21 protein-coding genes are annotated in these 25,086 nt (G+C 31.1%); 7 read left to right on the top strand and 14 right to left on the bottom strand.

All coding sequences use genetic code 11. The features are described from left to right. Positions 1–9 precede the first annotated feature (9 nt). From ABD766_RS00525 to ABD766_RS00485, 9 genes are all read right to left on the bottom strand, one after another. On the bottom strand, positions 10–528 hold the full coding sequence (locus tag ABD766_RS00525) for a DUF4199 domain-containing protein (protein WP_344814885.1): 519 nt from the start codon (positions 526–528) through the stop codon (positions 10–12). Positions 529–586: 58 nt separating this feature from the next. After that, positions 587–1,393 carry an energy transducer TonB gene (locus ABD766_RS00520; protein ID WP_344814884.1) on the bottom strand — a complete coding sequence of 269 codons (807 nt, stop codon included), beginning with the start codon at positions 1,391–1,393 and terminating at the stop codon, positions 587–589. Between the two features lie 10 nt (positions 1,394–1,403). Next, positions 1,404–2,765 (bottom strand): WG repeat-containing protein, encoded by a 1,362-nt coding sequence (locus tag ABD766_RS00515; RefSeq protein WP_344814883.1) that lies wholly within the window; start codon positions 2,763–2,765, stop codon positions 1,404–1,406. Positions 2,766–2,767: 2 nt separating this feature from the next. Beyond that, on the bottom strand, positions 2,768–4,477 hold the full coding sequence (locus tag ABD766_RS00510) for a WG repeat-containing protein (RefSeq protein ID WP_344814882.1): 1,710 nt from the start codon (positions 4,475–4,477) through the stop codon (positions 2,768–2,770). Positions 4,478–4,484: 7 nt separating this feature from the next. Then, a complete protein-coding gene (locus ABD766_RS00505) occupies positions 4,485–4,880 on the bottom strand; it encodes a DUF1801 domain-containing protein (RefSeq protein ID WP_344814881.1) in 396 nt (131 codons plus the stop codon). 9 nt (positions 4,881–4,889) lie between these two features. Next, complete coding sequence (locus ABD766_RS00500; protein WP_344814880.1) at positions 4,890–5,246, bottom strand: bleomycin resistance protein; 357 nt, start codon at positions 5,244–5,246, stop codon at positions 4,890–4,892. 3 nt (positions 5,247–5,249) lie between these two features. Beyond that, on the bottom strand, positions 5,250–6,704 hold the full coding sequence (locus ABD766_RS00495) for a WG repeat-containing protein (protein ID WP_344814879.1): 1,455 nt from the start codon (positions 6,702–6,704) through the stop codon (positions 5,250–5,252). Further along, entirely contained in the window at positions 6,679–7,899 is a 1,221-nt protein-coding gene (locus tag ABD766_RS00490) for a hypothetical protein (RefSeq protein ID WP_344814878.1), read from the bottom strand. The genes ABD766_RS00495 and ABD766_RS00490 overlap by 26 nt, the downstream gene beginning before the upstream one ends. Before the next feature lie 92 nt (positions 7,900–7,991). Next, a complete protein-coding gene (locus ABD766_RS00485) occupies positions 7,992–8,783 on the bottom strand; it encodes a TonB family protein (protein ID WP_344814877.1) in 792 nt (263 codons plus the stop codon). Positions 8,784–8,935: 152 nt separating this feature from the next. On the opposite strand from ABD766_RS00485, the gene ABD766_RS00480 reads away from it, so the two are divergent. The 3 genes from ABD766_RS00480 (at position 8,936) to ABD766_RS00470 (ending at position 13,033) form a co-directional block, all read left to right on the top strand. Next, the gene (locus ABD766_RS00480) at positions 8,936–11,401 is read left to right on the top strand and encodes a hypothetical protein (protein ID WP_344814876.1); all 2,466 of its coding nucleotides are present in this window, start codon (positions 8,936–8,938) and stop codon (positions 11,399–11,401) included. Between the two features lie 65 nt (positions 11,402–11,466). After that, the gene (locus tag ABD766_RS00475; RefSeq protein WP_344814875.1) at positions 11,467–12,150 is read left to right on the top strand and encodes a hypothetical protein; all 684 of its coding nucleotides are present in this window, start codon (positions 11,467–11,469) and stop codon (positions 12,148–12,150) included. Positions 12,151–12,247: 97 nt separating this feature from the next. Beyond that, positions 12,248–13,033, top strand: coding sequence for a hypothetical protein (locus tag ABD766_RS00470; RefSeq protein ID WP_344814874.1), 786 nt, complete (start codon positions 12,248–12,250; stop codon positions 13,031–13,033). A 2-nt stretch (positions 13,034–13,035) separates the two neighbouring features. On the opposite strand, the gene ABD766_RS00465 is transcribed toward ABD766_RS00470, so the two are convergent. Then, positions 13,036–13,485, bottom strand: a complete 450-nt coding sequence (locus ABD766_RS00465; RefSeq protein ID WP_344814873.1) for a GNAT family N-acetyltransferase — start codon at positions 13,483–13,485, stop codon at positions 13,036–13,038. Positions 13,486–13,876: 391 nt separating this feature from the next. Here ABD766_RS00465 and ABD766_RS00460 point away from each other — a divergent pair, with 391 nt between their 5' ends. Next, positions 13,877–14,182: a four-helix bundle copper-binding protein gene (locus ABD766_RS00460; RefSeq protein ID WP_344814872.1), complete on the top strand. Its 306-nt coding sequence runs from the start codon at positions 13,877–13,879 to the stop codon at positions 14,180–14,182. A gap of 318 nt (positions 14,183–14,500) precedes the next feature. On the opposite strand, the gene clpB is transcribed toward ABD766_RS00460, so the two are convergent. Then, positions 14,501–17,104 (bottom strand): ATP-dependent chaperone ClpB, encoded by a 2,604-nt coding sequence (gene clpB / locus ABD766_RS00455; RefSeq protein ID WP_344814871.1) that lies wholly within the window; start codon positions 17,102–17,104, stop codon positions 14,501–14,503. Positions 17,105–17,341: 237 nt separating this feature from the next. Between clpB and ABD766_RS00450 the strand changes: the two genes are divergently transcribed. Together ABD766_RS00450 and ytxJ are read left to right on the top strand one after the other, a co-directional pair. Beyond that, on the top strand, positions 17,342–18,196 hold the full coding sequence (locus ABD766_RS00450) for an archaemetzincin (protein ID WP_344814870.1): 855 nt from the start codon (positions 17,342–17,344) through the stop codon (positions 18,194–18,196). A 6-nt stretch (positions 18,197–18,202) separates the two neighbouring features. Next, on the top strand, positions 18,203–18,598 hold the full coding sequence (ytxJ, locus tag ABD766_RS00445; protein ID WP_344814869.1) for a bacillithiol system redox-active protein YtxJ: 396 nt from the start codon (positions 18,203–18,205) through the stop codon (positions 18,596–18,598). A gap of 62 nt (positions 18,599–18,660) precedes the next feature. Here ytxJ and ABD766_RS00440 read toward each other — a convergent pair whose 3' ends face one another. Beyond that, positions 18,661–19,845, bottom strand: coding sequence for a hypothetical protein (locus tag ABD766_RS00440; RefSeq protein WP_344814868.1), 1,185 nt, complete (start codon positions 19,843–19,845; stop codon positions 18,661–18,663). 62 nt (positions 19,846–19,907) lie between these two features. Continuing rightward, positions 19,908–21,191 (bottom strand): fumarylacetoacetase, encoded by a 1,284-nt coding sequence (gene fahA / locus ABD766_RS00435; RefSeq protein ID WP_344814867.1) that lies wholly within the window; start codon positions 21,189–21,191, stop codon positions 19,908–19,910. A 113-nt stretch (positions 21,192–21,304) separates the two neighbouring features. On the opposite strand from fahA, the gene glyA reads away from it, so the two are divergent. Beyond that, positions 21,305–22,579, top strand: a complete 1,275-nt coding sequence (glyA, locus tag ABD766_RS00430; protein ID WP_344814866.1) for a serine hydroxymethyltransferase — start codon at positions 21,305–21,307, stop codon at positions 22,577–22,579. A 70-nt stretch (positions 22,580–22,649) separates the two neighbouring features. On the opposite strand, the gene ABD766_RS00425 is transcribed toward glyA, so the two are convergent. After that, positions 22,650–25,055 (bottom strand): alpha-ketoacid dehydrogenase subunit alpha/beta, encoded by a 2,406-nt coding sequence (locus ABD766_RS00425; protein ID WP_344814865.1) that lies wholly within the window; start codon positions 25,053–25,055, stop codon positions 22,650–22,652. Positions 25,056–25,086: the final 31 nt, after the last annotated feature.

The raw sequence follows: 25,086 nt of genomic DNA, 5'->3' as shown, positions 1-25,086 counted from the left end.
TTGTTTCATTTATTTGCTTTTCTTGGTGATTAAAGCACTTATTAATGAAAAAATAATTCCAATAGGTAGAATCTCAAAATAGGTCATACCAATTACAAATAAAGGATTTTTATAAGATTCTTTCATCTGATTTAATTCATCAATTTTTGCTTGTAAATCTGCTGCATTTAAACCACTTGATTCTAATTTTTTAATTTCTGATGCTGAAATCTTTTCCATATAGTCAGGGTAGAAATTATTTAATTCTACAAGCCATACTAAAACATAAATACTAGAAATAATTAAAGCAATTAAAAAACCAATGGTAAAGGCCTTTCCAAATTTTATTGTTCCACTGTTTACGGTATCACGATATTGCTTCATTCCTATGAATGTGAAGGCAAAACCTATAAACATTCCAGTAAATCCTAAAATATAGCTTAAAGTGGCATCCTCAAGATTTTTAGAATGAAAATAGACGCTTATTCCAGAAAATACTGCTACAATCAATCCTCCAATCAATCCGTTTTTTAAAATAATGTTTTTCATAAAATAGTTTTTTTGGTTAGTTAATCAAAGTTACTTTTTTTTTGTATAATCACAACTACTAATCTTGTTGACTCATCACGTTAATTGGTATTGTATAATAAACAGAAACAGCTTTATTATTGACTGTAGCTGGATTGAATTTTTTATTTTTTCCGATTCTATTAATGACGTTTATAGCTTCCATATCAAATTCAAAATATCCTGAAGTTTTGTTAATTCTAATGGCTTCTACAATTCCTTGCTTATTTATTCTAAAATTCACGAATATCTTTAATATACTTTTTTCAATGATGCGTATTTCAGGAACTGCATAATTGTTCATTATAGCTTTATAAATGATTTGATAACTGCATTGTTCAATTCCCAATGGAGAATCTTTACAAGCATCAATCGTTGGTCCAATCTCATAAATAGGTTTTAAAGTGTCGCTTACTTTGATGTTGGTTGTATTTTCTGAAACTTTTTCTACCTTTTTTTCTTCTACAAAAGATCGATAAAGCGAATCAATTTTCACAAATCGTTCCGTAACAAAATTAGAAATTAAGATAGCTTCTTCTTTCGATTTGATTAAAGGATAAAATTGTTGGTTGTTTTTTCTCAATTGCAAATAAAAATCGCATAAATTCAAGTTATGTATTCTATTAATTGAATCAATTTTGTAATCTCTTACGTTGTTAAATTTTGGTTGCTCAATTTTTGAATTTTCTACCAAGTAGTTTTCAATTTTGTCGAATAGAATGCTATGTGTTTTGTAAACTTCTATTAATGGTTTTTTACATTTTTCCAAAATCAGTTTATCATTGTTAGTCTGTGCACTAAGGTTTTTTGTGCCTAACAAAATCAGGAGTGTGATTATTTTTTTCATATTGTTATAATTAATCTTGGTAAAATTTAATGCCATTCATTCCCACAGGACAAAGTTTTCCGTCTTTTTTGAAGTAATATAAATTAAAAGAATGGTATTCTCTATCGTTGGAAGTTATATATTTAAAATTTTCAAAACTATCGTATATCGGTTCAACAATTGCAGAAATTTCAGCATCTCTGCCGTCTTCTAATTGGTATAATCCTATTTTATTTTTGTTTTTTAAAAGTAAAATGTTGTTAAATCTTTTGTGAATATTATAAGAATCAAAGGTTATATTTGATATTAATTCGTTTTTTATGATATTAAAAAATTGCCATTTATTTTTGCTTTTTACTAAAGCAAATTTCGAATCATATTTTCCATCATAGGAACTTTTAAGCAAACAAATTTCATCAAAAAGGAACTTTTTAGTGTTATCAAAAGATGAATTATTACATTTAATCTTGTATTTCTCTTTTTCTTTAGAAATTGATATTTTGATTTGGGTTCTATTAAAATCTTTAGTTTTATATTCTTGATATTCAACATATTTATCACCTGTAACTTTTATAATATTTTTTCTAATATCCACAACTTCGTCTGGTACTGTTGAATAAATATCTTCACTATTATTTTCTGGTTTGTAGAAAAAATCTTCAATCTTATTGAAACTTGTTGTCACTATTTCATAGCTGTTTGTAAATAAATAAATTTTGCCAGATTTTAGTCCATAGTATTTAATGTTTTTAAATTCCTCTTTTGGACGATAAAAATCTTTAAAATCAAAACGCTTTATAGAATCGTATTCGGCATTGATTTTCCATGACTTACTAATCATACTATAAATTCCATTTTTTTTATTGGTTTGAATAATATAATATCCATTGTAAATATTTTTAAAATCCTCAATATCTTTTAAAATTTCCGTTTTGTTTTGAGTGATAAGTTGATATTTTTCATCAGCGTTTGTTTGAACAAAAAATTTGAGTTCTAAACGATTAAAAGATTCGTCATCTGCTTTATAAATAGACTTGTAAGCAACCGGAAGAATGAATTTTCCATTGATGTCTGTATAACCCATTTGTCCATTTTTATAAACTTCAAATTCATTATATTCACTGTGAACAGGTTGTTTGTGAATAGAGTCATATTCAACTGGAATTCGCTCAATTCCTTCTATGTTTATGATTCCGGTTTTACCATTTTTAAAAACATACCATCTAAAGTTATCATAATCTGCGCTAACCGAATCGTATTTAGGTTCAATGATAATTTTACCAAGTTTATCGGCATAACCCCAAAGAGTTCCTTTTCTAAACGGAACATTGAAAGTTTGTGAAAATCCAAAATTTAAGGAAAAAAGGAGTACAATTAGCGTCGATATTTTCATCTTTATTTATCCGAAATTAAAATCATATTTTTTTGTGAATCAATGTAATAATTATCTTTTCGTTTGTCAATTATTTCTAATCCTTTGTAAATTTTGTTGTAATAAAAGCGTTCGTTGTAATCAGAAACATCATTCATGGGAATAATCATTTTTCCATCAAAGTCGCAAACACCCAATTTTTTACCTTGTGAAATCATAAAATAATTGCCTCCAAAATATTTGAAATAATTGTAATCAAATGGAACGATAGTTTTATTGTTTCTTATATTTAAAATTGACATTATATCATTAGTTTTTTTACTTGAATCCTTTTTCGACACAAAAACAAAATCGTTATGATAACTTTTTTGTAAATAATCATATTCATTTGGAATTAAATTCTTGAAATCATTATCTAATAAGCCATATTTATTGTCTTTCTTATAAATGAAATAAGCATTTTTGTTATGATAATCATGATCGATAGGCATAGTCATTTCTCCATAAGGACTATGTTCTTCAATGGTACATTCTGGAACAATAGATTCATAAATAATTTCGGTTAATGGTTTTCCTTCCTTTGAAATAAAACCTTCCTTAGCGTTTAATTTTACTTTATAAAAAGCAATACCAGTTTCATATCGATTAAAGTATGGTTCAATATTTTCATATTCAAATGGTATTATTTCGGTTCCATTAGGATGAATAACACCATACTTTTTATCTTTTTTAGCCACCATAAAATCGATACTTGCTGAACCAAATTCGTCATAGATAAAATCGGTTATTGGTTTTAAATCCAAATCGAAAATAGCCAATTTCCCATTTTTTTTCAAACGATAAATTTTATTGAATTTATCTATATTTTCATAAGTTTCAGGTAGTAATAATTCACCTTTTTCATTATAAAGATTAAATTTTTTATCTTTCACTACGATGAATTTTCCTTTTTCAGGAATTGTAATATAATTGAATTCTACAGGAATAAGTACTTTGTTTGTTGACAAATCAACTAAACCTTGAAAATAAAATTTATCCACTTTATTTTGAACTAGTGCTAAATTGTTATCAAGTTTTTGATAAACATTACCATAAGGTGTTGTGATTTTTACTGATGGCTTTTCATCAGTATTATTTCTTGAACAACTATAATCTCTATCTCTGCTTTCTTCTATCACAGGCACATCATCGTTATTTTCTATGTCAACATTTTTCTTAAGGAGTTTTCCTTTTGGAGAAAAAATTAATTCTTCATTTCCCAAATTTGCAACAACAACAGAATCAAGCACAACGTCTTTTTTGTGAATTCTTTTTACACTTCTTTTCTCTTCGTTATGAATGTAATCATATTGAACTGGCAAAATTTGTTTTCCTGTATTGGAAATCAAGCCATACTTTTTACCAATCTTCACAGGATAGTTTTCATGAAATCCAAACATTACGGTCGTGTAACTTATGTTTAATCCTTCAATTCCATCATAAATGGCAGGTGTTATTTCTTTAGCATTATTGTCTAAAATACCAAATTTGTTATTTTTTACATAGATAGCATACACCAATAGCGGTTTCATTGAAACGGTATCAAAAGCAGAGATGAGTTGGTATTTTTTTGTTCCAATTAACTTGTCGTAATCCACTTTGTTTAAAACACCATTTTTGTCGTAAGTTAATTTAGTTTGTGCAAATTGATTACTTGTAATGAACAAAGCTAGCAGTATAATTATTTTTTTCATTTTCATTTTATTTTAAGCGTTCCAAAACACCTTTTCGTTTCACAATATTTTTATAATCCCATTGGATTTCTCTTGATTTTTGAAGCCAACGTTCTATATCAGTAACGTTTATTTCATCAACAGAAGTGTAAGTTTTTGAGGCATCTTTAAATTTTCCCGAACCTAATTTAAGTTCAGATTCTTCAAAACTTGCGCCACTCCAAAACATTAATCGTACGCCATTCTTTAGTTTGTCATAACCTACAATAGGGTTTCCATTATCAAACCAAACAGGATGCGCATGCCAAACTTTATTTTCAAAATCGGAAAGATGTTTTTGAATGATTTCCAACAATTTGTCACAAATAGCTTTGTCTTCCGTTGATTTTGAATTGTTATAGCTTAAAATATCTTCGTGAATCATAATTTTATTTTACAAGCTTTCGCCAAACGTTAGTAAATTTTTATCTGGATCGAGTATCGAAAATTCTCTTTGTTGCCAAGGTTTGTTTTCCAATTGTCCGTTGGGATGAATCCATACTTTTGCATCTAAAAACGTTTGATACAAATTGTCAATAGCATTGGTTCTAATATAAACTTGCCCATAATTATCCTCTGGATTTAAATCTTTAAACTCAAAGAAATGAATCTGAATTTCGTCTTTTTGTACCATCAAATAGCCATCAAAATCGGCACTTCCAAACAATTGAAAACCTAATTTGTTGAGATAAAAATCCATCGTAATTTTTTTATCACGCATAGGAAGTTTTGGGTTGATGTCTGTGAGCATAGTTTAGTTTTTATACAGTTCTTTGAAATCAAAATTTTCTATTACCGAATTCTTTGTTGCTTCAATCTTTTTTATTTTTCTATTATATTCTATACTATCATATTCTATAGGAAGTATTATTTTTCCTTTAGCATTCATTAAACCATATTTTTTATCTTTTTCAATTTTTATGGAACTATGAAAATTAGTCATCGAATCGTAAATGAATTCAGTGTAAAACTTCAGATTTTGATAAAGTGCTGATTTATTATTTTTAGTTAGTATCAATACAAAACCATCTTCTTTTGTATAATTTTCGGTGTAATTGATGGCATCATATTCTAAAGGCAAGATTACAGTTCCAGCATAATCTACAACTCCCGATTTACCATTATCTTTAACTATCATTTCTTTATCATCAAGAACCTGAATTTCCTCGAAAATCATAGTGGTTTCTTGCCATTTTGCAATGTCAAAAATCACTTTTTTTCCGTCTCTTTCTAACAACAATCTATCGAGAATATTTTTGTAATGAAAAAATGTGATTTTATCATAAATCAATGGAAGTTTTTCTTCGAAATTATTGTTGACTAAGGTATATTTATCTCCAATCTTCACTTTGAAGCAATCTAAAACGGAGTCAAAATATTGATTGAAATTGACCTCTACTTTGTCATAATTATTACTTATCTTTTTTCCTTTTTTATCTATAAAATAATAGGTTTTGTCCTCTTGAACTAAAATTCCCATTTTATACATTCTGATACTTTTGAATTTAAAAGGAACTACAACTTTGTTTTTGTTGTTGATGATTCCAAAAAAGTCATTTATTTTATAAATGGCAATTTCATTATCAACGTAACTAACATACTCCGATTTATCAATCTTGTAAAGTAATGGATTGACAAAATTACCACCATTTGACTTCCAAAATTTGACTCTCGTAAATTTGTTGTCGAAATAAGGTTTGTCTTTTTTCACACTTAAAAGAGTTCTATCTTGAAATGAATTATTTGATTTAGAATATTCAACAGATAAATAATATTCAATAGGTGTTTTTTTATTTGTGTCACCATGAGAATCTCCAGTTCCATAACTATTTCCACTTGCTCCTGTAACTTCATTTTCGCTTGGTTCTATCCTTTTTGTAAAATGCAAAGACACAGTATAGGTTGCAGAACTCGAACCTTCATCATGAGTTTCAAAGTTGGGTTCGTCGTAAATTAAAGAACTAAAAACAAATACTTTTTTTTCATCTTTTATTTTAAAAACTGGAAAAAGTTTGGCAGTTGGTTTGTTGTTTAGCAAAGCCATAACTGATTTTTGCAAAATGTCATACATTTCTTTTTCTTCAGTATTCATTTCAGAAATAGGTCGATATTCGTTTTTTTGTTGTGAAAAACTGAAAAACGTAATCAAAAGAAAAACTGTAAAAAGAAATGATTTTTTTATATCAGTAGAATTCATATTTCTTGACATTGCCATAATTATTGGTTACTTGCAAAGCGTTTGGTGTATAATTGAAAATGGTTTCAGAAAAATTAATATTTGTATTTGATTTGGAATATTTTCTAGAATCAGCAATTTTTTTCAGTCGATTTTGATCGTCATATTCATAGGTAATTAGCATTTCATAAGAAGTTTTAGAATCGGTTTGATAATGCTCTTTTAATTTGGTTCCATCGTATTTATAAGTAATTAAGGAAGTGTTTTTTTCAACTTCTTTATCTTTTTTATGGCTATAAATAGTTCGAATCATTTTTACAAGCTGCTTGTTTTCATATTCAAATTCTTCTTGCACATATTCTTTGCCAAATTGATACTGAAAACTTTCGGTTACATTATTGTTTACATCATATTTATATGTTGTGTATCGTTTTTTGTCGCCTTGCCAAATCAATAAATTATCGCTGTTATAAACTGCCGAATCTTTAACAAAGGAGCTATTGTAAGTGATTTTGTCTTTAAAACTATTGCTAGTTTTTTGATAAATAACAATCAAATTTTTATTTGCATCATACACACATTCATCAGTTTTTGCTTCTTTTGATTCACCTTGGATGATTGTTGTTTCTTTTTTTAGCAACAGCTCTTCATCGTAATAATATTTTTCTATTCTATCTTTCGATTTTACTTCAATAATTTTACCTTTTTCGTAAAGAACTTCTGCTTCTGTTACATTTTTGTAGGAAGTGCCATTTTCTCTTTTTATTTCGTAGGAATTACTGAATGCAATTACTCGATTTTTCTTGTCAAGATTAGCCAAATAAAGGTTTTTAGAATTATCTGCATTTTGAATCGCAATTTCAGTAATATCGTTGTCTCTCTTACTTTCTTGAATAGCTCTTTCGTTGGCACGTTTTATCTTTTCTTCATCAGAAGTTGTGATCGTTTCTTTTTTTATAAGCACATTGTTTTTATACTCATAAGTGGTAATTTTGGTTGTATTATCTTCAAGTACCGCTTCTTTGATGATATTTCCATTTTCATCATATTCTTTGGTCTTTCTATCGATGATGGATTTTTTGAGTTTTTTATTCAGCGGTTTTAGATAATCCAAGTTGTGTTCTGGAAGTTTAATTTCGGGTAAAATGATTTTAGCTTCAGGCGATTGAAATTGCCCAAAACTAAATACAGAAAAAAACAGGAAGTAGAATAAGATGATAGGTTTCATGAGTTTTACAAAAAGTAAAAGTATAAAAAAAACTGCAAGTTTTTAGATTGCAGTTTTTGGTTTTTTATTATAGAAAATGCTATTTGGTTCTATCATTCTATTCTAAAGTTTACTGGCAATGCAAATTCTGTTTTGACAAGTTCACCTTCAAACTTACCAGGTTTCCATTTAGGCATTTGGTTAACAATTCTTAGGGCTTCATCATCCAATTTCTTCTCGACACTTTTAATGATTTTTGGATTTATCACAGAACCATCGGTATCAATTATGAAACTAACATAAACGACACCTTGAATTTCATCTCTCATGGCATCTTTTGGATACACTAAGGTTTGACCTATAAATTTGTATAATTCGGTTACGCCACCTATATATTCTGCCAATTCTTGATAGGAACAATATTGTGTTTTATTTCCTTGTTCATCAAAACATTCTCCTTTTTGCCATTCTCCATTTTGCCATTGCTCAACTCTTTTCAAATTGCCGTTTCTGTAGAAAACTTTGAATTCACCATTAAGCTTATTTTCAGTATAAAAGCACGTAACTTTTTTCTCACCACTAAGGTACCATTCTTCATACTTTCCGTTTTTAATTGGTAACGTTGCGCTTACATTTTTCTTGTTATTGGCACTTATTTTATCATATACTTCATAGGCAGCCATCAAATTTTCTGCATGCAAATAATAAATCTTATGAACATAAAGATTTGGATTCATTGCTTCAGCAATAGCAAATGCTTCAGCTTTAGATCTGTGGCATTTAATAATAAAGCCATTTTCATTTCTATAAAAAATGGAGTCTCTGTTTATGGTTGCAATATCTGATTGAGCTGAAATTTCTATTGCGAAAAACAACAGCAACAAGAGTAAATTATGTTTTTTCATTGTAAATATTTGAAGTAAAAGTATAAAAAAAACTACAAGGTTTTTTTGGTTTTATCATCTTTGTCAAAGTTCGAAACTTTGACAAAGGTTGTTCTAAGTTTATTAAATAACTAAAAAATCATTTATATTTGTGTTATTACAAAAAAGCCAAAATGAGATACCAAAACATTCGCGAAGAAGAATTAAAAAACAAAGTAGGAGCCGATTGGTTCAAACAATTTGATACTACCGAAATTTTAGGTAACATCGATTTCACAGTTTTTCCGCAACAAGATAATTTATTTGGTCGTACTCCTTTACTTTGGGCAGAAGCCAAAACAGGCAATTTTGATGTAGTTACAATGTTTGTGCAACTTATTTTAACTATTGGTAAAGCGCGAACTTTTGATAAAACCATGCCGCCAGCTTTTTTGGGTGCTTTCGACTTTAAAAAAATAGCATTTGTACCATACATCAACATACAAGATATTTTTTACATAAACGATTTCAATTGGAACGTTACACCAAGTAATCACGAAACCAAAGAATTTCAGTTAATTAAGAAGCGTATAGAAGCTACGTTAAAGCAAAACACTTACGTTTATGATTATGAAAAAGATGAAAAAGAACTTCAATCGTTTATAAAAAATAACGTAGCCAAAGCCACAACAACCAGTAAATTAAAAATTGATAAAAACAACTTCATTCCGATATATTTACGTTGGTTAGAGATTGTAAAACCCATTATTGATGTAAATTGGGAGGACTTAAAAAAAGCCAATATTTTAGACAGCGATTTCTATTTGGCAGATTTATTTGTTGATGATAAAGACACCCAAACTATTGGAGACGATTTATCTATTCGCGAAAATTTATTTGTGATGTTTCAAAATGAAGGGTATAAAATAGCTAAGGAAAACCTCAAGCAAATGTTTGATGCTACCATTATGCTAAAAAACAAAGACACCTATTTGCATTTTTGGAAACGTTACAAACGACCACCACTCAGAGAATTTCAAGATTATATTATAGAACGTCGTGATTTATTGGTGCCACAAGACATTCGTGAGCGCAAAGGTGCTTTTTTTACACCACGTATTTGGGTAGAATTATCACAAAAATACATGACCGATTATTTAGGCGAAAACTGGCAAGACGATTATTATATTTGGGATTGTGCCGCAGGAACAGGAAACCTTTTAGCAGGATTGACCAATAAATACAACATTTACGCCAGCACGCTAGACCAAGCCGATGTAAACGTAATGCACGAACGTATCGATCATGGAGCCAATTTGCTTAAAAAAAATGTGTTTCAATTTGATTTTTTAAATGATGATTTTTCTAAACTGCCACAAAGTTTGCAAGACATTATTAATGATGAAGAAAAACGTAAAAAGTTAGTGGTTTACATTAACCCACCGTATGCTGAGGCAACTTCTTCAAAAACTGTAACAGGAACAGGAGAAAATAAAGGTGGAGTTACAACTCAGTTTAAAATTAATGAACTTTTAAAACCTAAAATTGGTAATGCTTCTAATGAAATTTTTGCTTTATTTATGGCGAATATTTATGAAAAAATTCCAAGTTGTATTTTAGGTCAATTTTCAAAAATGAAATTTGTAAATGGTTCCAATTTTAAAAAATTCAAGGACTACTTTTTAGCCGATTACGTTAGTGGATTTATTGTACCGGGTGATACATTTGATAATGTAAAAGGTAAATTTCCTATTGGATTTACTATTTGGAATACTTCAGTTAAATCTAAAATTAGTACAATCGCTACTGATGTTTACGATAAAAAAGGGAATTTTAATTTTACTAAAAATTTTTATGGCGAATTGCCAAATAATATTAATAAATGGATTAAACTTTTTGATGAGAAAGTAGAAAATGGAATTTCTTTTATGGGAAATCCATCTCCTGATTTTCAGCATAATAGTCAGTTGTATTTATCAATTAATAAAGGCATTGAACATTTTAATTTTTTTAATTTTACAAAAAATAATTTAATTACGGGTTCAATTTATTTTTCTATTCGAAATTGTATTGAAGCTATTTGGATAAATGACCGTGACCAATATTTATTTCCAAATGAAGGTTGGCAGACAGATACTGAGTTTCAAAACGATTGTTTAGCTTTTACACTTTTACATGGTCAAAATAGAATTACAAATTCAGAAGGAATCAACCATTGGATTCCGTTTACAGAGTATGAAGTCAATGCACAAGCTAAGTTTGAAAGTAATTTCATGACCAATTTTATAAAAGGTAAAATACAACAAGAAGTTCCAACTATAGATTTATTTTCAACCGCAAACCCTTTGTCAAAGTTCGAAACTTTGACAAAGGTTGAAAAAGAAAACAAACCATTAGAATTCTCACAAGAAGCGACAGCTGTTTTTGATGCAGGTCGAGAATTATGGAAATACTATCATGCACAAAAAGACGTGAATGTTAACGCATCTTTATATGATATTCGCGAATATTTTCAAGGAAGAAATGATAAAGGCAGAATGAATTCTAAAAGCGATGATGCAACTTACACACAACTAATTGCTGACCTTAGAAGTAAACTTGCAGTTTTAGCAGATAAAATAAAACCAAAAGTGTATGAATATGGTTTCTTGAAGGAGTAATTTTTTCACCTTTGTCAAAGTTTTGAACTTTGACAAAGGTTATCAAAGGATATTTAAAAAATAAAATGAATATTAGAAATGAAATTTTAGTACCAGAAGCATATTATCATATTTATAATAGAGGAATAAATAGTGATAAAATTTTTAGTAGTGAAGAAAATTATTTATTCTTTTTATCAAAATTTGCTACTTATCTAAATCCTATTTGTGATGTGTTTGCATATTGTTTGATGCCAAATCATTTTCATTTTTTAATCAGGATTAAAAGTGAAGATGAAATTAGAAACTTTTTCAAGGCTCAAAACCCTAAAACCAAAACCTTTGTCAAAGTTCAAAACTTTGACAAAGGAATAACAGATAAAATTCAAAACTTTGACAAGCTTAATAATCACGAAAAAGGATTGCATTCTTTTGATTCAATTGTTAGCAAACAAATAGGGAAGTTTATTAGTAGTTATAGTCAAGCGTATAATAAAGTTAGTAATAGACACGGATCATTACTTGAATCACCATTTAAGAGAAAACGAATCGATTCTGATGAATATTTAAGGAATTTAATTCTTTACATTCATTTAAATCCAACAGATTTGAAGCAAAATTTTGAGGTTTATAAATTTTCATCTTACAAATCAATATTATCAAATTCTAAAACAAAATTAAAAAGAGAAGAAATTATAAACATCTTTGATGATGTAGAGAACTTTATTTATTCTCATAGACATCCTCCTAAATTTGATTTCTCATTTTAATAAAATTTTTTTTAGATAATTTTAAAACCACACCTTTGTCAAAGTTCAAAGCTTTGACAAAGGTTACAAAGGTTATTAACAGTCAAAATATGCAGAGATGGGAAGAGATTTAGTTCCAATAGCGCGTCATGATTTAGATGTTTCCAGTTTTGAAGCATTGGCAAAAGACATTTCTAAACGATTGCAATTTAATATTGAATATGGTTATTATGATTCGGAAAAAAATTGTGAACTTCTTGGTATTCCTTTTGTAGAAGAATTTATTTCTTTAGGAATAGCTTATTTTAATAAAGAGCGCGATACCATTTACAGACTAATTGATTTTTCCTATCAAGAAAAATTGTGTTATGAGAAATATGGCGATGCTTTGTTTTCAATGGCAATTTACAACTATTCCGATGAAGAAGTTTTTCATTCACAAGAAGAAATTGAAGAAAAAAAATGGATTTTAAGTGAATTAAGTTATGATTTGCAATATACTTCAAACGGAAATTCATTAGCTGAAATTGGTAGAGAAGTTATCAATTTAGATTTTGAATATTTCTCAAGATGGTCCTTTTTTTATAACATCGTGATTTACGAAAATTATGAAGAGCATATTGCAGATTTTAATAAGTTTCGTCGCAATATGATGCGTTTTTGTGAATTATTTGGTGGTGATAAAATATACTACATCGATGATCAAAATCGACTTTTAAAAGGTATTGGTCAAAGTGATGAATTGCTTTATTCATGGAATGAATTGGAAATTATTTTGAAAGAAAGACTAAGCGATTTTATTATTTCTATACCCAAAATGATGACCGATAAATACTATAAAAGAAGCTTTCAAACTTGCAAAAATTATGATTTAGGTTTTGTAGATGATTTTTCAGATTTATAGTTTCACAATCCCAACTCCATCACTGGCATAAACCTATCTTTTACGGTGGTTTCTAGTTTGCCAATGGTTTGAAATCCGTGTTTTTTGTAAAAACCTTCTGCGTAGGGTTCAGAGTCTAGGTAAACTCTTTTATAATTTTGGTTTTGGATGCGGTTTAAAAAATCGGTGATGAGGTAACTGCCCATTCCTTTGCCAATGTATTGTGGTAAAAGAAACAAATTATCGAGTTTGATGTTGTGTTCGTCTTCCAAAATATAAGAGTAATAGCCCACAATTTTATCTTCAACAGCAAAAGTATAAACAGGATGCGTATTGATATACTCTTGCGTAATAGTAAGCGCATCATCCCAAACCAAAAGTAAATCTTCGGAGTAACCCCAAAAGGCTTTCGACTTTTTAGTGATTTGGGTTAAGTGTTCGTGGTCGGTGATGTTGGCTGTTTGTATAGTCATGTTGAGAAGGTTGGTTTCCCAAAGATAATAAAAAAATAGAACGCGGATGAAACGGATGCGATGCAAACGCGGACAAACGCGGATTTTTTGTTTTGTAGCTCAGAGTTACACGAAGTTTGGCACAGAGTTACTCAATGTTTTTCCTTTTGTGTCTTTTGTGTTTAATTTTTATAAAACAGATTGGAAATTTTTTATTACAATTTATTGATTTTGATTGTTTTAAAATAAATAAGTGTGTAATTTATATAACTCTTTAAATTGATTTTGTAATTGTTAGACTTTTGCTCGTAGTACCTTCACCTTCATTATTTAGTCAATTATTTGTTGCTTCTATGAATCAACTTAATCATAATTGACTCACAATTTAATTAACAATTTAAATTTTAAAAAAATGAAAAAAAATGAATGTATTGCAGCTTGTTTTGCTTGTGTAGTTTCCTGTGAAGCGTGCATCAACGATTGCATCAAAAATGGAAATCAAGAATGTATTTTGTTATGCCGTGATTGTGCGGATATTTGTGCTTTATGTGCTCGATTGTGCGCAAGAGATTCAAAGTTTTCTGATGAACTTTGTGCTTTATGTGCTAAAGTTTGTAAAGCATGTTCAGAAGAATGTAGTAAACATGCATCACACCACGATAGTTGTAAAGCTTGTGCTGAGGCGTGTGAAAAATGTGCAGAAGTTTGTGCTCAGTAGGTTAGTAGTAAATAGAAAAGACCTAACAGGTTTTAAATCCCATTAGGTCTAATCTAACTAAAACCAACCAATATTCAATCTGAACTTTAATCTTAAAGTATTTCAGTTTGTTTCAGATTTGTATCATTTTATTCTATCGTCACTTCGAGTGTTTTTTATAAAATTGCGACCGAGCTATTTTGTAAAAAATGTATCGAGAACTTGGAATAAGATATTATGTTTTTCATAGGTTCTCGATTAGCTATGCTCAGTTCGGCAAATGCCTCGGGTCAATTTTGTTCCATTGCATTCCACAAAATCACTCGAAGTGACGAAGCCTTAACTCACCAACTCGCTTTGATTTCTAAATACCAATTGTCCGTCGAAAGCATCTAGCAAGATGATACTATCTGTAGTAACTTTTCCTGCCAAAATCTCTTTAGACAATTGATTTAATACTTCTCTCTGAATAACTCTTTTCACAGGACGTGCTCCATATTGAGGATCGTAACCTTTTTGTGCTAAATAATCAATCGCTTCTGGAGTTGCATCCATCGTGATGTTTTGGTGTGCTAACATTTTGGTCACGCTTTTCAACTGCAATCCAACAATTTGTTTGATGTTCACGCTTGTTAATGGTGTAAACATTACAATTTCGTCAATTCTATTGATAAATTCTGGTCTTACCGTTTGTTTTAACAAACCTAAAACTTCTACTTTGGCAGCTTCGGTTACGGCTTCGATATTTCCTTTTAAGTTATCAAATTTGTCTTGTATAATCGCACTTCCCATATTGGAAGTCATGATGATAATTGTGTTTTTGAAATCAGCAACACGACCTTTGTTATCAGTCAATCGTCCTTCGTCCAAAACTTGTAATAAGATATTGAATGTGTCAGGATGTGCTTTTTCAATTTCGTCCAAAAGAATTACTGAATACGGTTTTCTTCGAACTGCTTCGGTCAATTGACCACCTTCATCATAGCCTACATATCCTGGAGGCGCTCCAACTAATCTGCTTACAGAATGACGTTCTTGGTATTCGCTCATATCAATACGAGTCATTGCGTTTTCATCGTCAAATAGATATTCGGCTAACGCTTTGGCTAATTCGGTTTTTCCTACACCTGTTGTTCCTAAGAATAAGAACGAACCAATTGGTTTTTTCATGTCTTGTAATCCGGCACGACTTCTTCGCACAGCATCACTCACAGCTTCAATAGCTTCTTCTTGACCAACCACTCTGTGATGTAATTCGTCTTCTAGTTTCAAGAGTTTTTCTCGTTCACCTTGCAACATTTTCATTACTGGAATTCCAGTCCATTTTGCAACAACTTCTGCAATATCTTCACGAGTTACTTCTTCTTTGATTAACGAAGTTCCGGCTTGGTTTTCGGCTAATTGAATTTGCAAAGCATCCAAGCGTTCTTGCGCTTCTTTAATTTTTCCATAACGGATTTCGGCTACTTTTCCATAATCGCCATTACGTTCGGCTTGTTCAGCTTCGGTTTTGAAATCTTCAATCTCAAGTTTTACTGCTTGAATATTATCCACCACATCTTTCTCTGATTTCCATTTGGTGAAAATCTCGTTGCGTTCTTCTTTTAAGTTTGCTAAATCCATTCCCAAACCTTTCAATTTGGTTTCATCGTTTTCACGTTTGATGGCTTCCATTTCGATTTCCAATTGCATGATTTTTCTATCCAAAACATCCAATTCTTCTGGTTTTGAATTGATTTCCATACGCAATTTAGAAGCCGCTTCGTCCATCAAGTCAATAGCTTTATCTGGAAGAAAACGATTGGTAATATAACGTTGCGATAATTCGACAGCCGCAATAATAGCATCATCTTTGATTCGTACTTTGTGGTGGGTTTCATATTTTTCTTTAATACCACGCAAAATCGAAATCGCACTTTCTGTATCAGGTTCATCGACCATTACTTTTTGGAAACGTCTTTCGAGCGCTTTGTCTTTTTCGAAATACTTTTGGTATTCGTCAAGAGTTGTTGCACCAATCGCACGTAATTCGCCACGAGCCAAAGCAGGTTTTAAAATATTTGCTGCATCCATCGCACCTTCGCCACCGCCAGCTCCAACCAAAGTATGGATTTCGTCAATGAAAAGTACGATATCACCTTCGGCAGAAGTTACTTCTTTTACAACCGCTTTTAGTCGTTCTTCAAATTCACCTTTGTATTTCGCACCAGCAATCAGTGCACCCATATCTAACGAATAAACGATTTTATCTTTTAGATTTTCAGGAACATCGCCATCTACAATTCGGTGTGCTAAACCTTCTGCAATGGCTGTTTTACCAACACCAGGTTCACCAACCAACATCGGATTGTTTTTGGTACGACGCGTTAGAATTTGTAAAACTCTTCGAATTTCTTCATCACGACCAATTACAGGATCGAGTTTACCGCTTTTAGCCAGTTCGTTGAGGTTTTTAGCGTATTTATTCAAAGAATTGTAAGTTTCTTCGGCAGATGCAGAAGTTACTCGTTCTCCTTTACGCATTTCATCAATAGCGGCTTGCAAACCTTTTTCAGTAACACCTTGATCTTTTAGAATCTGTGCGACTTTGCTTTTTGATTTGAAAATGGCTAAAATTAAATGTTCGATAGACACGAATTCGTCGTTCATTTTTTTTGCAATGATTTCGGCTTCGTTTACCGTTGTGGAAGCATCACGCGAAAACATGATGTCGCCACCAGAAACTTTCGGAAAACTTTGAATCGTGCTGTCTAATACTTTTTTGAAAAGCTCCACATTAACGTTGAGTTTTTTCAAAATAAAAGGAGTTACATTTTCATCGACTTCTAAAATGCCTTTGAAAATGTGTTCGTTTTCGAGTTGTTGTTGCCCAAAACTTTGTGCAATTTGCTGTGCTTGTTGCAAAGCTTCTTGCGATTTGATTGTGAATTTATTAATGTTCATATTTTTGTTGTTGAGACAAGGCACTGCCTTGTCTGTACTTTTTTAAATTATTTCTATTTATTTATCTTTTGAACTAATCTGGACAATATGTGTTCCAATCCTAATTTTAGGACAAAATGACTGATTTTGAGCGTCAAACACTATTAAAGTTACGACAATTTGTCTTAGTAAATGACAATTCTTCTGTTTTTTTGATACTAATTTTTGAATTATTTAGTTATTAATAAAAACGTAGCCATGAAACGACTTTCTATAGTATTAATTTTAGTTTTTTTAATTTCTTGTAAAAAGGAAACACCAAAGAGTCCATTGGATAATTTAGCTGATTTAGATATCAAATTAAGTGTTCCAAATTCAGGCGAATGGCTTGCAGAGCATAATGAATCAGGGCAAAGTTTTGAAAAATATACTCAAATTGATCCTGTAACAATTTCAGAAAAACGAAAAGTAATTTATATTCAACCAATTGGAAATTTTACTTCAGAAGAAAAGATTATAGTTGACAAAACAGTTGAATATGTGGGTAAGTTTTTTCAACTGAAAACAACAATGTTGCATTTGATTCCTGAGGATGCTATTCCAAGTGATAAAAAGAGAATGAATAGTGGTGTTGAGCAATTTGATGCAAGCTATATAACGCATAAGGTTTTACCAAAGAAAATGCCTGAAGATGGTATTGTAGTTATGGCAATTACTGCAAAAGATTTATATCCGAGTGAAGATTGGAATTATGTTTTTGGTTTAGCAAGTTATCAAAAGCGAACAGGAGTTTCTTCATTCAACAGGTTTTTAACGGATAATGATTATACACTTTGTTTAAATAGAATTACTAAAACTGCAGTTCATGAAATTGGGCACATGTTTACAATAAATCATTGTAAGCATTCCGTTTGTCTAATGAATGGTGTAAATCATTTGCCAGAATCTGATACAAAACCAAATGCATTATGCTCTGAATGTTTGAAAAAATTATCTTGGAATTTGAAATATGATGATAAAAAACGCTTTACTGAATTGATTTCTTTTTTAAATTCTAATCATTTGGAGAAAGATGCCTTACTTTTGCAAAAGCAATTGGATGCTTTAGATTAATTAGATATGAGTTTATTTAAAAATATATTTGGCTCTTCAGAGGAAGAAAATCAAAATGCTAGAAGGAAACTCTCTTGGGTTGCTTTTGAGCACATTGATCAATTAGAAATGATTATTCAAAAATCTTGGCAAAAACCTGTTTTAATTTTCAAACATAGTACTCGATGCATTATAAGTAAAACAGCATTAAGTAGTTTTGAAAATGAATTTGATTTTGAAGATAAAATCACATTGTATTTTTTGGACTTACTAAAATATAGAACTATTTCAAATGAGGTTGCTGAAACATTTATGTTAACGCATCAGTCTCCACAAATTCTATTAATTAAAAATGGAATATTGATATATAATGCTTCACATGAAAGTATCGATGCTAAATTTTTAGAACGATTCACAACATAAATAGAAAAAACGCATTTGAAATAAAATCCAAATGCGTTTTTTTATATCTGCAATCTGAAAAATTATCTTCTAAATTTATTTCTAACGATAATATCTTTTAGTTTGGCTTTCAAGTCTTCTCCAGAATCATAAACCATTTGTTCATTACTTGGAAAAGGTACGGCTCTTTGGTCGAAGTAGCTAATGTAACTTTCGTCGCAAGCGTTTCTGTCTCCATTGTATCTTGCGTAAATATGTTCGAAAACAAACTCGCTAGCCAATGGAAAAGTTTCAATTAATTGATTGTTTCTAAAATCTATATAATCAACTTTAGCAACAACTTGAGTAGATTTTAATTGTCTGAATTCATAAACAGTTGCTCTTACTGTTTTAAAATTATCTACACGAATTGGGTTGCCTTTTTCGTCTTTTACTGGATTTCCGTTGGCATCTAACAGTGGTTTTGTACCATCTTTTACTTGTCGCTCCTTTTGGAATTCTTTTTCTTTAACTTGTTCTGGCGAGATATTTATTTGACGAAAGTTTACAATTAAACCATAATCATAAGTGATTCCTTTTACTTTATTGCTATGATACACTGTCCATTTATCGTTTAAACCAAAAGTACTGAAGTCTAACAAATCATTTTGTAAACGCACAGGAATAACCATGTTGGTTTCGTTTTTGGTAAAAACGTTTACATAATCGGTTCCTTTAATTTGAGCTTCGTTTATAAGCGCATTCACATCTTTAAAATTTGGTGAAAGCGTATTTAAGTAAATCAAATCATCATAAGCACGACGGAAACTCATTTTATCTTTTGTAGCTAAAAGTGCTTTAGAATTATCGTAAAGGTGTTTGGCAAGTGCGTTTTTACTATTTACAATCTGATCAGAATAATCTTCAAATGGAAAAATAGCATTGCGACCTTCTTTTATCAATCGCAATGGTAAAAGAGGTTTTATCAACTCTTGACGGTTGTTCAATTGAAGATAAGTAGTATAAATTTTCTCTGTATTACTTGGGCTTGCGTCTTTAAACCAAAGATTGATGTTTTGCAAATCACGTTCTTTAGCTTTTGCAAAAGCTTCTTCAAGCAAATAAATGTAATCTTGTTTGCCTTTGGCTTCTTTTCGGTTTCTTAATCCTTCTACAGCAGTTTGGATAGCACTATCATAATCGCCAGAAGTTAATGATTCTCTAGTTTGTCTTACTCCACAAGATGTGATAAGAACAAAAAAGGTTAAGAGCAATATAAAGTTCTTCATGGTATATAATTTTAGAGTTACTAATTGGAACTATCCAAAAAGTAAGCCAAAAAAAAAGTTTATTATTTTCTAACGAATGGTGGTAATAATTTGCTAGAAACTTCTCCAAAACCAATGCGAACTGAACTATTTTGACAATAACCTTTCATTATAACGGTATCATTATCGTTGATAAATTTACGCTCGCTACCATCTTTCATTTTGATTGGATTTTTTCCACTCCAAGTCAATTCTAACATGGAACCATAACTATCTTCTGTTGGTCCAGATATAGTTCCAGAACCCATCATATCACCAGAATTTACTCTACAACCATTAGAAGTATGATGTGCTAGTTGTTGACTCATAGACCAATACATGTACTTGAAATTAGATTTTGAAACTAATGTTTCTTCTACATTTTCGGGTTTTATGTAAACTTCTAAGTTAATGTCGTAAGCGTGTTTTCCTTTTTGTTGCAAATAGGGAAGTGGTGTTGGTTCTTGTTTTGGTCCTTTAGTTCTGAATGGTTCTAAAGCATCCATAGTCACAATCCAAGGTGAAATTGACGAAGCAAAGTTTTTAGCTAAGAAAGGTCCAAGTGGCACATATTCCCATTTTTGCATATCTCTTGCACTCCAATCGTTCAATAAAACCATTCCGAAAATATAATCTTCGGTTTCATTTACTGGAATATTTTCTCCCATAATGTTGGCATCGGTTGTGATAAAAGCCGTTTCTAATTCAAAGTCAATAGCTTGAGATGGACCAAATACTGGTGTTGATTGACCATTTGGTAATGTTTGTCCCATTGGTCTATGAACTGGAATACCAGAAGGAACAATCGTAGAACTTCTACCATGATATCCTACCGGAATGTGAAGCCAATTAGGTAACAAAGCATTTTCAGGATCACGAAACATTTTACCAACATTGGTTGCATGCTCTTTACTAGAGTAAAAATCGGTATAATCACCAATTTGAACCGGTAAAAGCATCTCGATTTCATTAATTTTGAAGATAATTATATCACGATGTTCTTTATTATCTCTAAGTTTAGGATTGTTTTCATCAAATAAATCAGAAAGCCTATTTCTAACTTGTCTCCAAGTTTTTTTTCCATCAGAAATAAAATCATTTAAGGTATCTTGCATGAACATATCGTCTGTTAGTTCGATACCTTCAAAGTAGCCTAATTGTTGTAAAGCTCCCATATCAATAGCACTATCACCAATTCTAGTTCCAATAGTGATCACATCGTCTTTGGTTATAAAAACTCCAAAAGGTATATTTTGAATTGGAAAATCAGAATCTTTAGAAACTTCTAACCAAGATTTTTTAGCAGGATTATTAGCAAAATGCGGCATAATATATTTGTTGATTTGTTGTTGAAAAATTTGTAATCAAATATATCATTTAAGATTTATTTGACAAACATATTTCGTAATTTTGAGGAGTTTTTAACAAAAATCCAAAATAAATGCAACGCGACGAACAAATTTTCGATTTAATTCTTGACGAACAAGACAGACAAATACATGGAATAGAGCTTATTGCCTCTGAAAACTTTGTTAGTGACCAAGTAATGGAAGCTGCAGGTTCCTGTTTAACAAACAAATATGCTGAAGGATATCCAGGAAAAAGATATTATGGAGGTTGTGAAGTTGTTGATATTGTTGAGCAAATAGCCATTGATAGAGCTAAACAATTGTTTGGAGCAGAATATGTAAATGTGCAACCACACTCTGGTTCTCAGGCAAATACTGCAGTTTTTGCAGCTTGTCTTCAGCCAGGTGATAAAATATTAGGTTTTGATTTGTCTCATGGTGGACATTTAACTCATGGATCTCCTGTGAATTTTTCTGGTAAATTATATACACCTTCATTTTATGGAGTTGAGCCAGAAACTGGACAATTTGATTATGATAAAATTCAGGCGATAGCTACAAAAGAGCAACCAAAAATGATTATTGCAGGAGCATCTGCTTACTGTCGTGATATGGATTTTGAACGTTTTAGAGTTATTGCAGATAGCGTTGGAGCATTGCTTTTAGCTGATATTTCGCATCCAGCTGGATTAATTGCTAAAGGATTGATGAATGATCCAATTCCGCATTGTCATATTGTTACTACTACAACTCACAAAACATTACGTGGACCAAGAGGCGGAATGATAATGATGGGTAAAGATTTTGAAAATCCTTGGGGGTTAACTACTCCAAAAGGCGAAATTAGAATGATGTCTCATATTTTAGACATGTCTGTTTTTCCTGGAAATCAAGGTGGTCCTTTGATGCACGTTATCGCTGCTAAAGCGGTTGCTTTTGGAGAATGTCTTACAGATGAATTCTTTAGATATGCGATGCAAGTTCAGAAAAATGCAAAAGCAATGGCAGAAGCTTTCAACAAAAGAGGTTATAATTTAATTTCTGGTGGAACAGACAACCACATGATGTTGATTGACTTAAGAAATAAAAATATTACTGGTAAAGAAGCTGAAAATGCGTTAGTAAAAGCAGAAATTACGGTGAATAAAAACATGGTTCCATTTGATGATAAATCACCTTTTGTAACTTCTGGAATTCGTATTGGAACACCAGCAATTACTACCAGAGGTTTGGTTGAAGAAGATATGGAAACTGTCGTTGAATTCATCGATAGAGTTTTGATGAATCACACTAATGAAGAAATTATAGAGCAAGTTGCTGATGAGGTGAACGAAATGATGAGTGAAAGAGCGATGTTCGTTTTCTAGAAATCAACTTTATTAGAATAAAAAAGACCTTTGTAATTGCAAAGGTCTTTTTTGTTTATAATTGTAAAGCTTAGTATAAACTTTTAAATTTTGATGGATTAGCTTCGTGCATAATAGCATAAACTTTTTCAAAAATATCTTCTACTGAAGGTTTAGAGAAATAATCGCCATCAGTTCCATAAGCAGGACGGTGTGGTTTTGACGCTAATGTTTGAGGTGCACTATCTAAATGTTTATAAGCATTTTGAACTTCTACAATTTCTTGTAAGATATAAGCACTAGCTCCACCAGGAACGTCTTCATCAATTACTAACAAACGATTCGTTTTAGCGATACTTTTTACGATATCGTGATTGATGTCAAATGGTAATAACGATTGAATATCAATGATTTCTGCACTTATTCCAACAGTTTCTAATTCTTTCGCAGCTTGTTCTACTAATCTTAAAGTTGAACCATAAGACACTAAAGTAATGTCGCTACCTTCTTTAATAGTTTCAACAACACCAATAGGAGTTTTGAATTCACCTAAATTGGTTGGCATTTTTTCTTTCAAACGGTAACCATTTAGACATTCTACTACTAAAGCTGGTTCGTCTTTTTCTAATAACGTATTGTAAAATCCTGCAGCTTTAGTCATATTTCTAGGAACTAAAACATGAATTCCACGGATTGCATTGATAATCATTCCCATTGGTGAACCAGAATGCCAAACACCTTCTAAACGGTGTCCACGAGTTCTAATAATTAATGGTGCTTTTTGTCTTCCAGCAGTTCTGTATTGTAGTGTTGCTAAATCATCACTCATAATTTGAATGGCATACAACAAATAATCTAAATATTGAATTTCAGCAATAGGACGCAAACCACGCATAGCCATTCCAATTCCTTGACCAAGAATGGTTGCTTCACGAATTCCGACATCGGCAACACGAAGTTCACCATATTTTTCTTGCATTCCTTCTAAACCTTGATTAACGTCACCAATGTTCCCAGAATCCTCTCCAAAAATTAAAGTTTCTGGATATTTAGAGAAAATAGCATCGAAGTTATCTCTTAAAACCAAACGAGCATCAACTTCTTCTGCAGCAGCATCATAAGTAGGAGCAACCTCAGATGAGGTTAAAATGTTCTTGTCGGATTCAGAAAATAAATGCGAACTGAATTTAGGTTGAATTTTTGCAATATAATTTGTAATCCAAGAAGCTAATTGCGGTTGACCACTTTCAGATAAAATCATTCTTAAAACTTTTCTTGCTGTTGTAAGAATATCTTTGCGAATAGGTTCTTTAATGCTTTTTAAGTCATTGATAATAGGATCAATAAAAACTTTATTAGCACTTGTAGCAGCAATCGATGTAAGTAAAGCAACTAATTCATTTTGTTCTTCTTTTAATGGTGCAACAAAGGCTGTCCAAGCATTTTTCTTACCTTCTAAAACGTCTTTTTTAGCTTGATTATCGATTTCATCTAATTCTTCTGTAGTTGCAAGATTATTATCGACTAACCAATTTCGCATTTGAGCTAAACAATCAAATTGAGCTTCCCAAGCTAACCTTTCAGTATTTTTATAGCGTTCGTGACTACCAGAAGTTGAATGTCCTTGTGGTTGTGTCAATTCTTGAACGTGAATTAAAACAGGTACATGTTCTTCACGAGCAATAGCAGAAGCTTTTTCGTAAGTGGCTACTAAAGCTGGATAATCCCAACCTTTTACAGTAAGAATTTCATAACCATTATTATCTTCATCACGTTGAAAGCCTTTAAGAATTTCAGATATATTTTCTTTAGTTGTTTGATGTCTTGCATGAACAGAAATTCCGTATTCATCATCCCAAACGCTCATCACCATTGGTACTTGTAAAACACCAGCAGCATTAATTGTTTCAAAAAATAAACCTTCAGAAGTTGATGCATTTCCAATAGTACCCCAAGCTACTTCATTTCCGTTGATTGAGAAATTAGTTTTGTCTTCTAATCCTTTTACATTTCTGAAAATTTTAGAAGCTTGAGCTAATCCCAACAATCTTGGCATTTGCCCAGCAGTTGGAGAAATATCGGCACTTGAATTTTTTTGTTGCGTAAGGTTATTCCAATTTCCATTTTCGTCAAGCGAATGTGTTGCAAAGTGTCCACCCATTTGACGACCAGCACTCATAGGATCGAAATTGATGTCTGTATGACCATATAATCCGGCAAAGAATTGTTCGATATTCATGGCTCCAATTGCCATCATAAAAGTTTGGTCACGATAATATCCTGAACGGAAATCACCATTTTTGAACGCTTTGGCTAAGGCTAATTGTGGTACTTCTTTTCCGTCACCGAAAATACCAAATTTGGCTTTTCCAGTTAGGACTTCACGTCTACCTAATAGACTACATTCTCTACTGATAGTGGCAATTTTATAATCGTTTAAAACTTCGGTTTTAAAATCTTCAAAAGTAATTTCGACTTTGTTTTGTGTTTCGGTCATAACTGAAAAGGAATTTCTTATGAAATCGCCA

This window comes from Flavobacterium cheonanense (assembly GCF_039539185.1).
GTDB classification, from domain to species: Bacteria; Bacteroidota; Bacteroidia; order Flavobacteriales; family Flavobacteriaceae; genus Flavobacterium; species Flavobacterium cheonanense.
The sequence above is the reverse complement of the archived record's forward strand: the minus strand, read 5'-3'. Positions and strand labels throughout refer to the sequence as shown.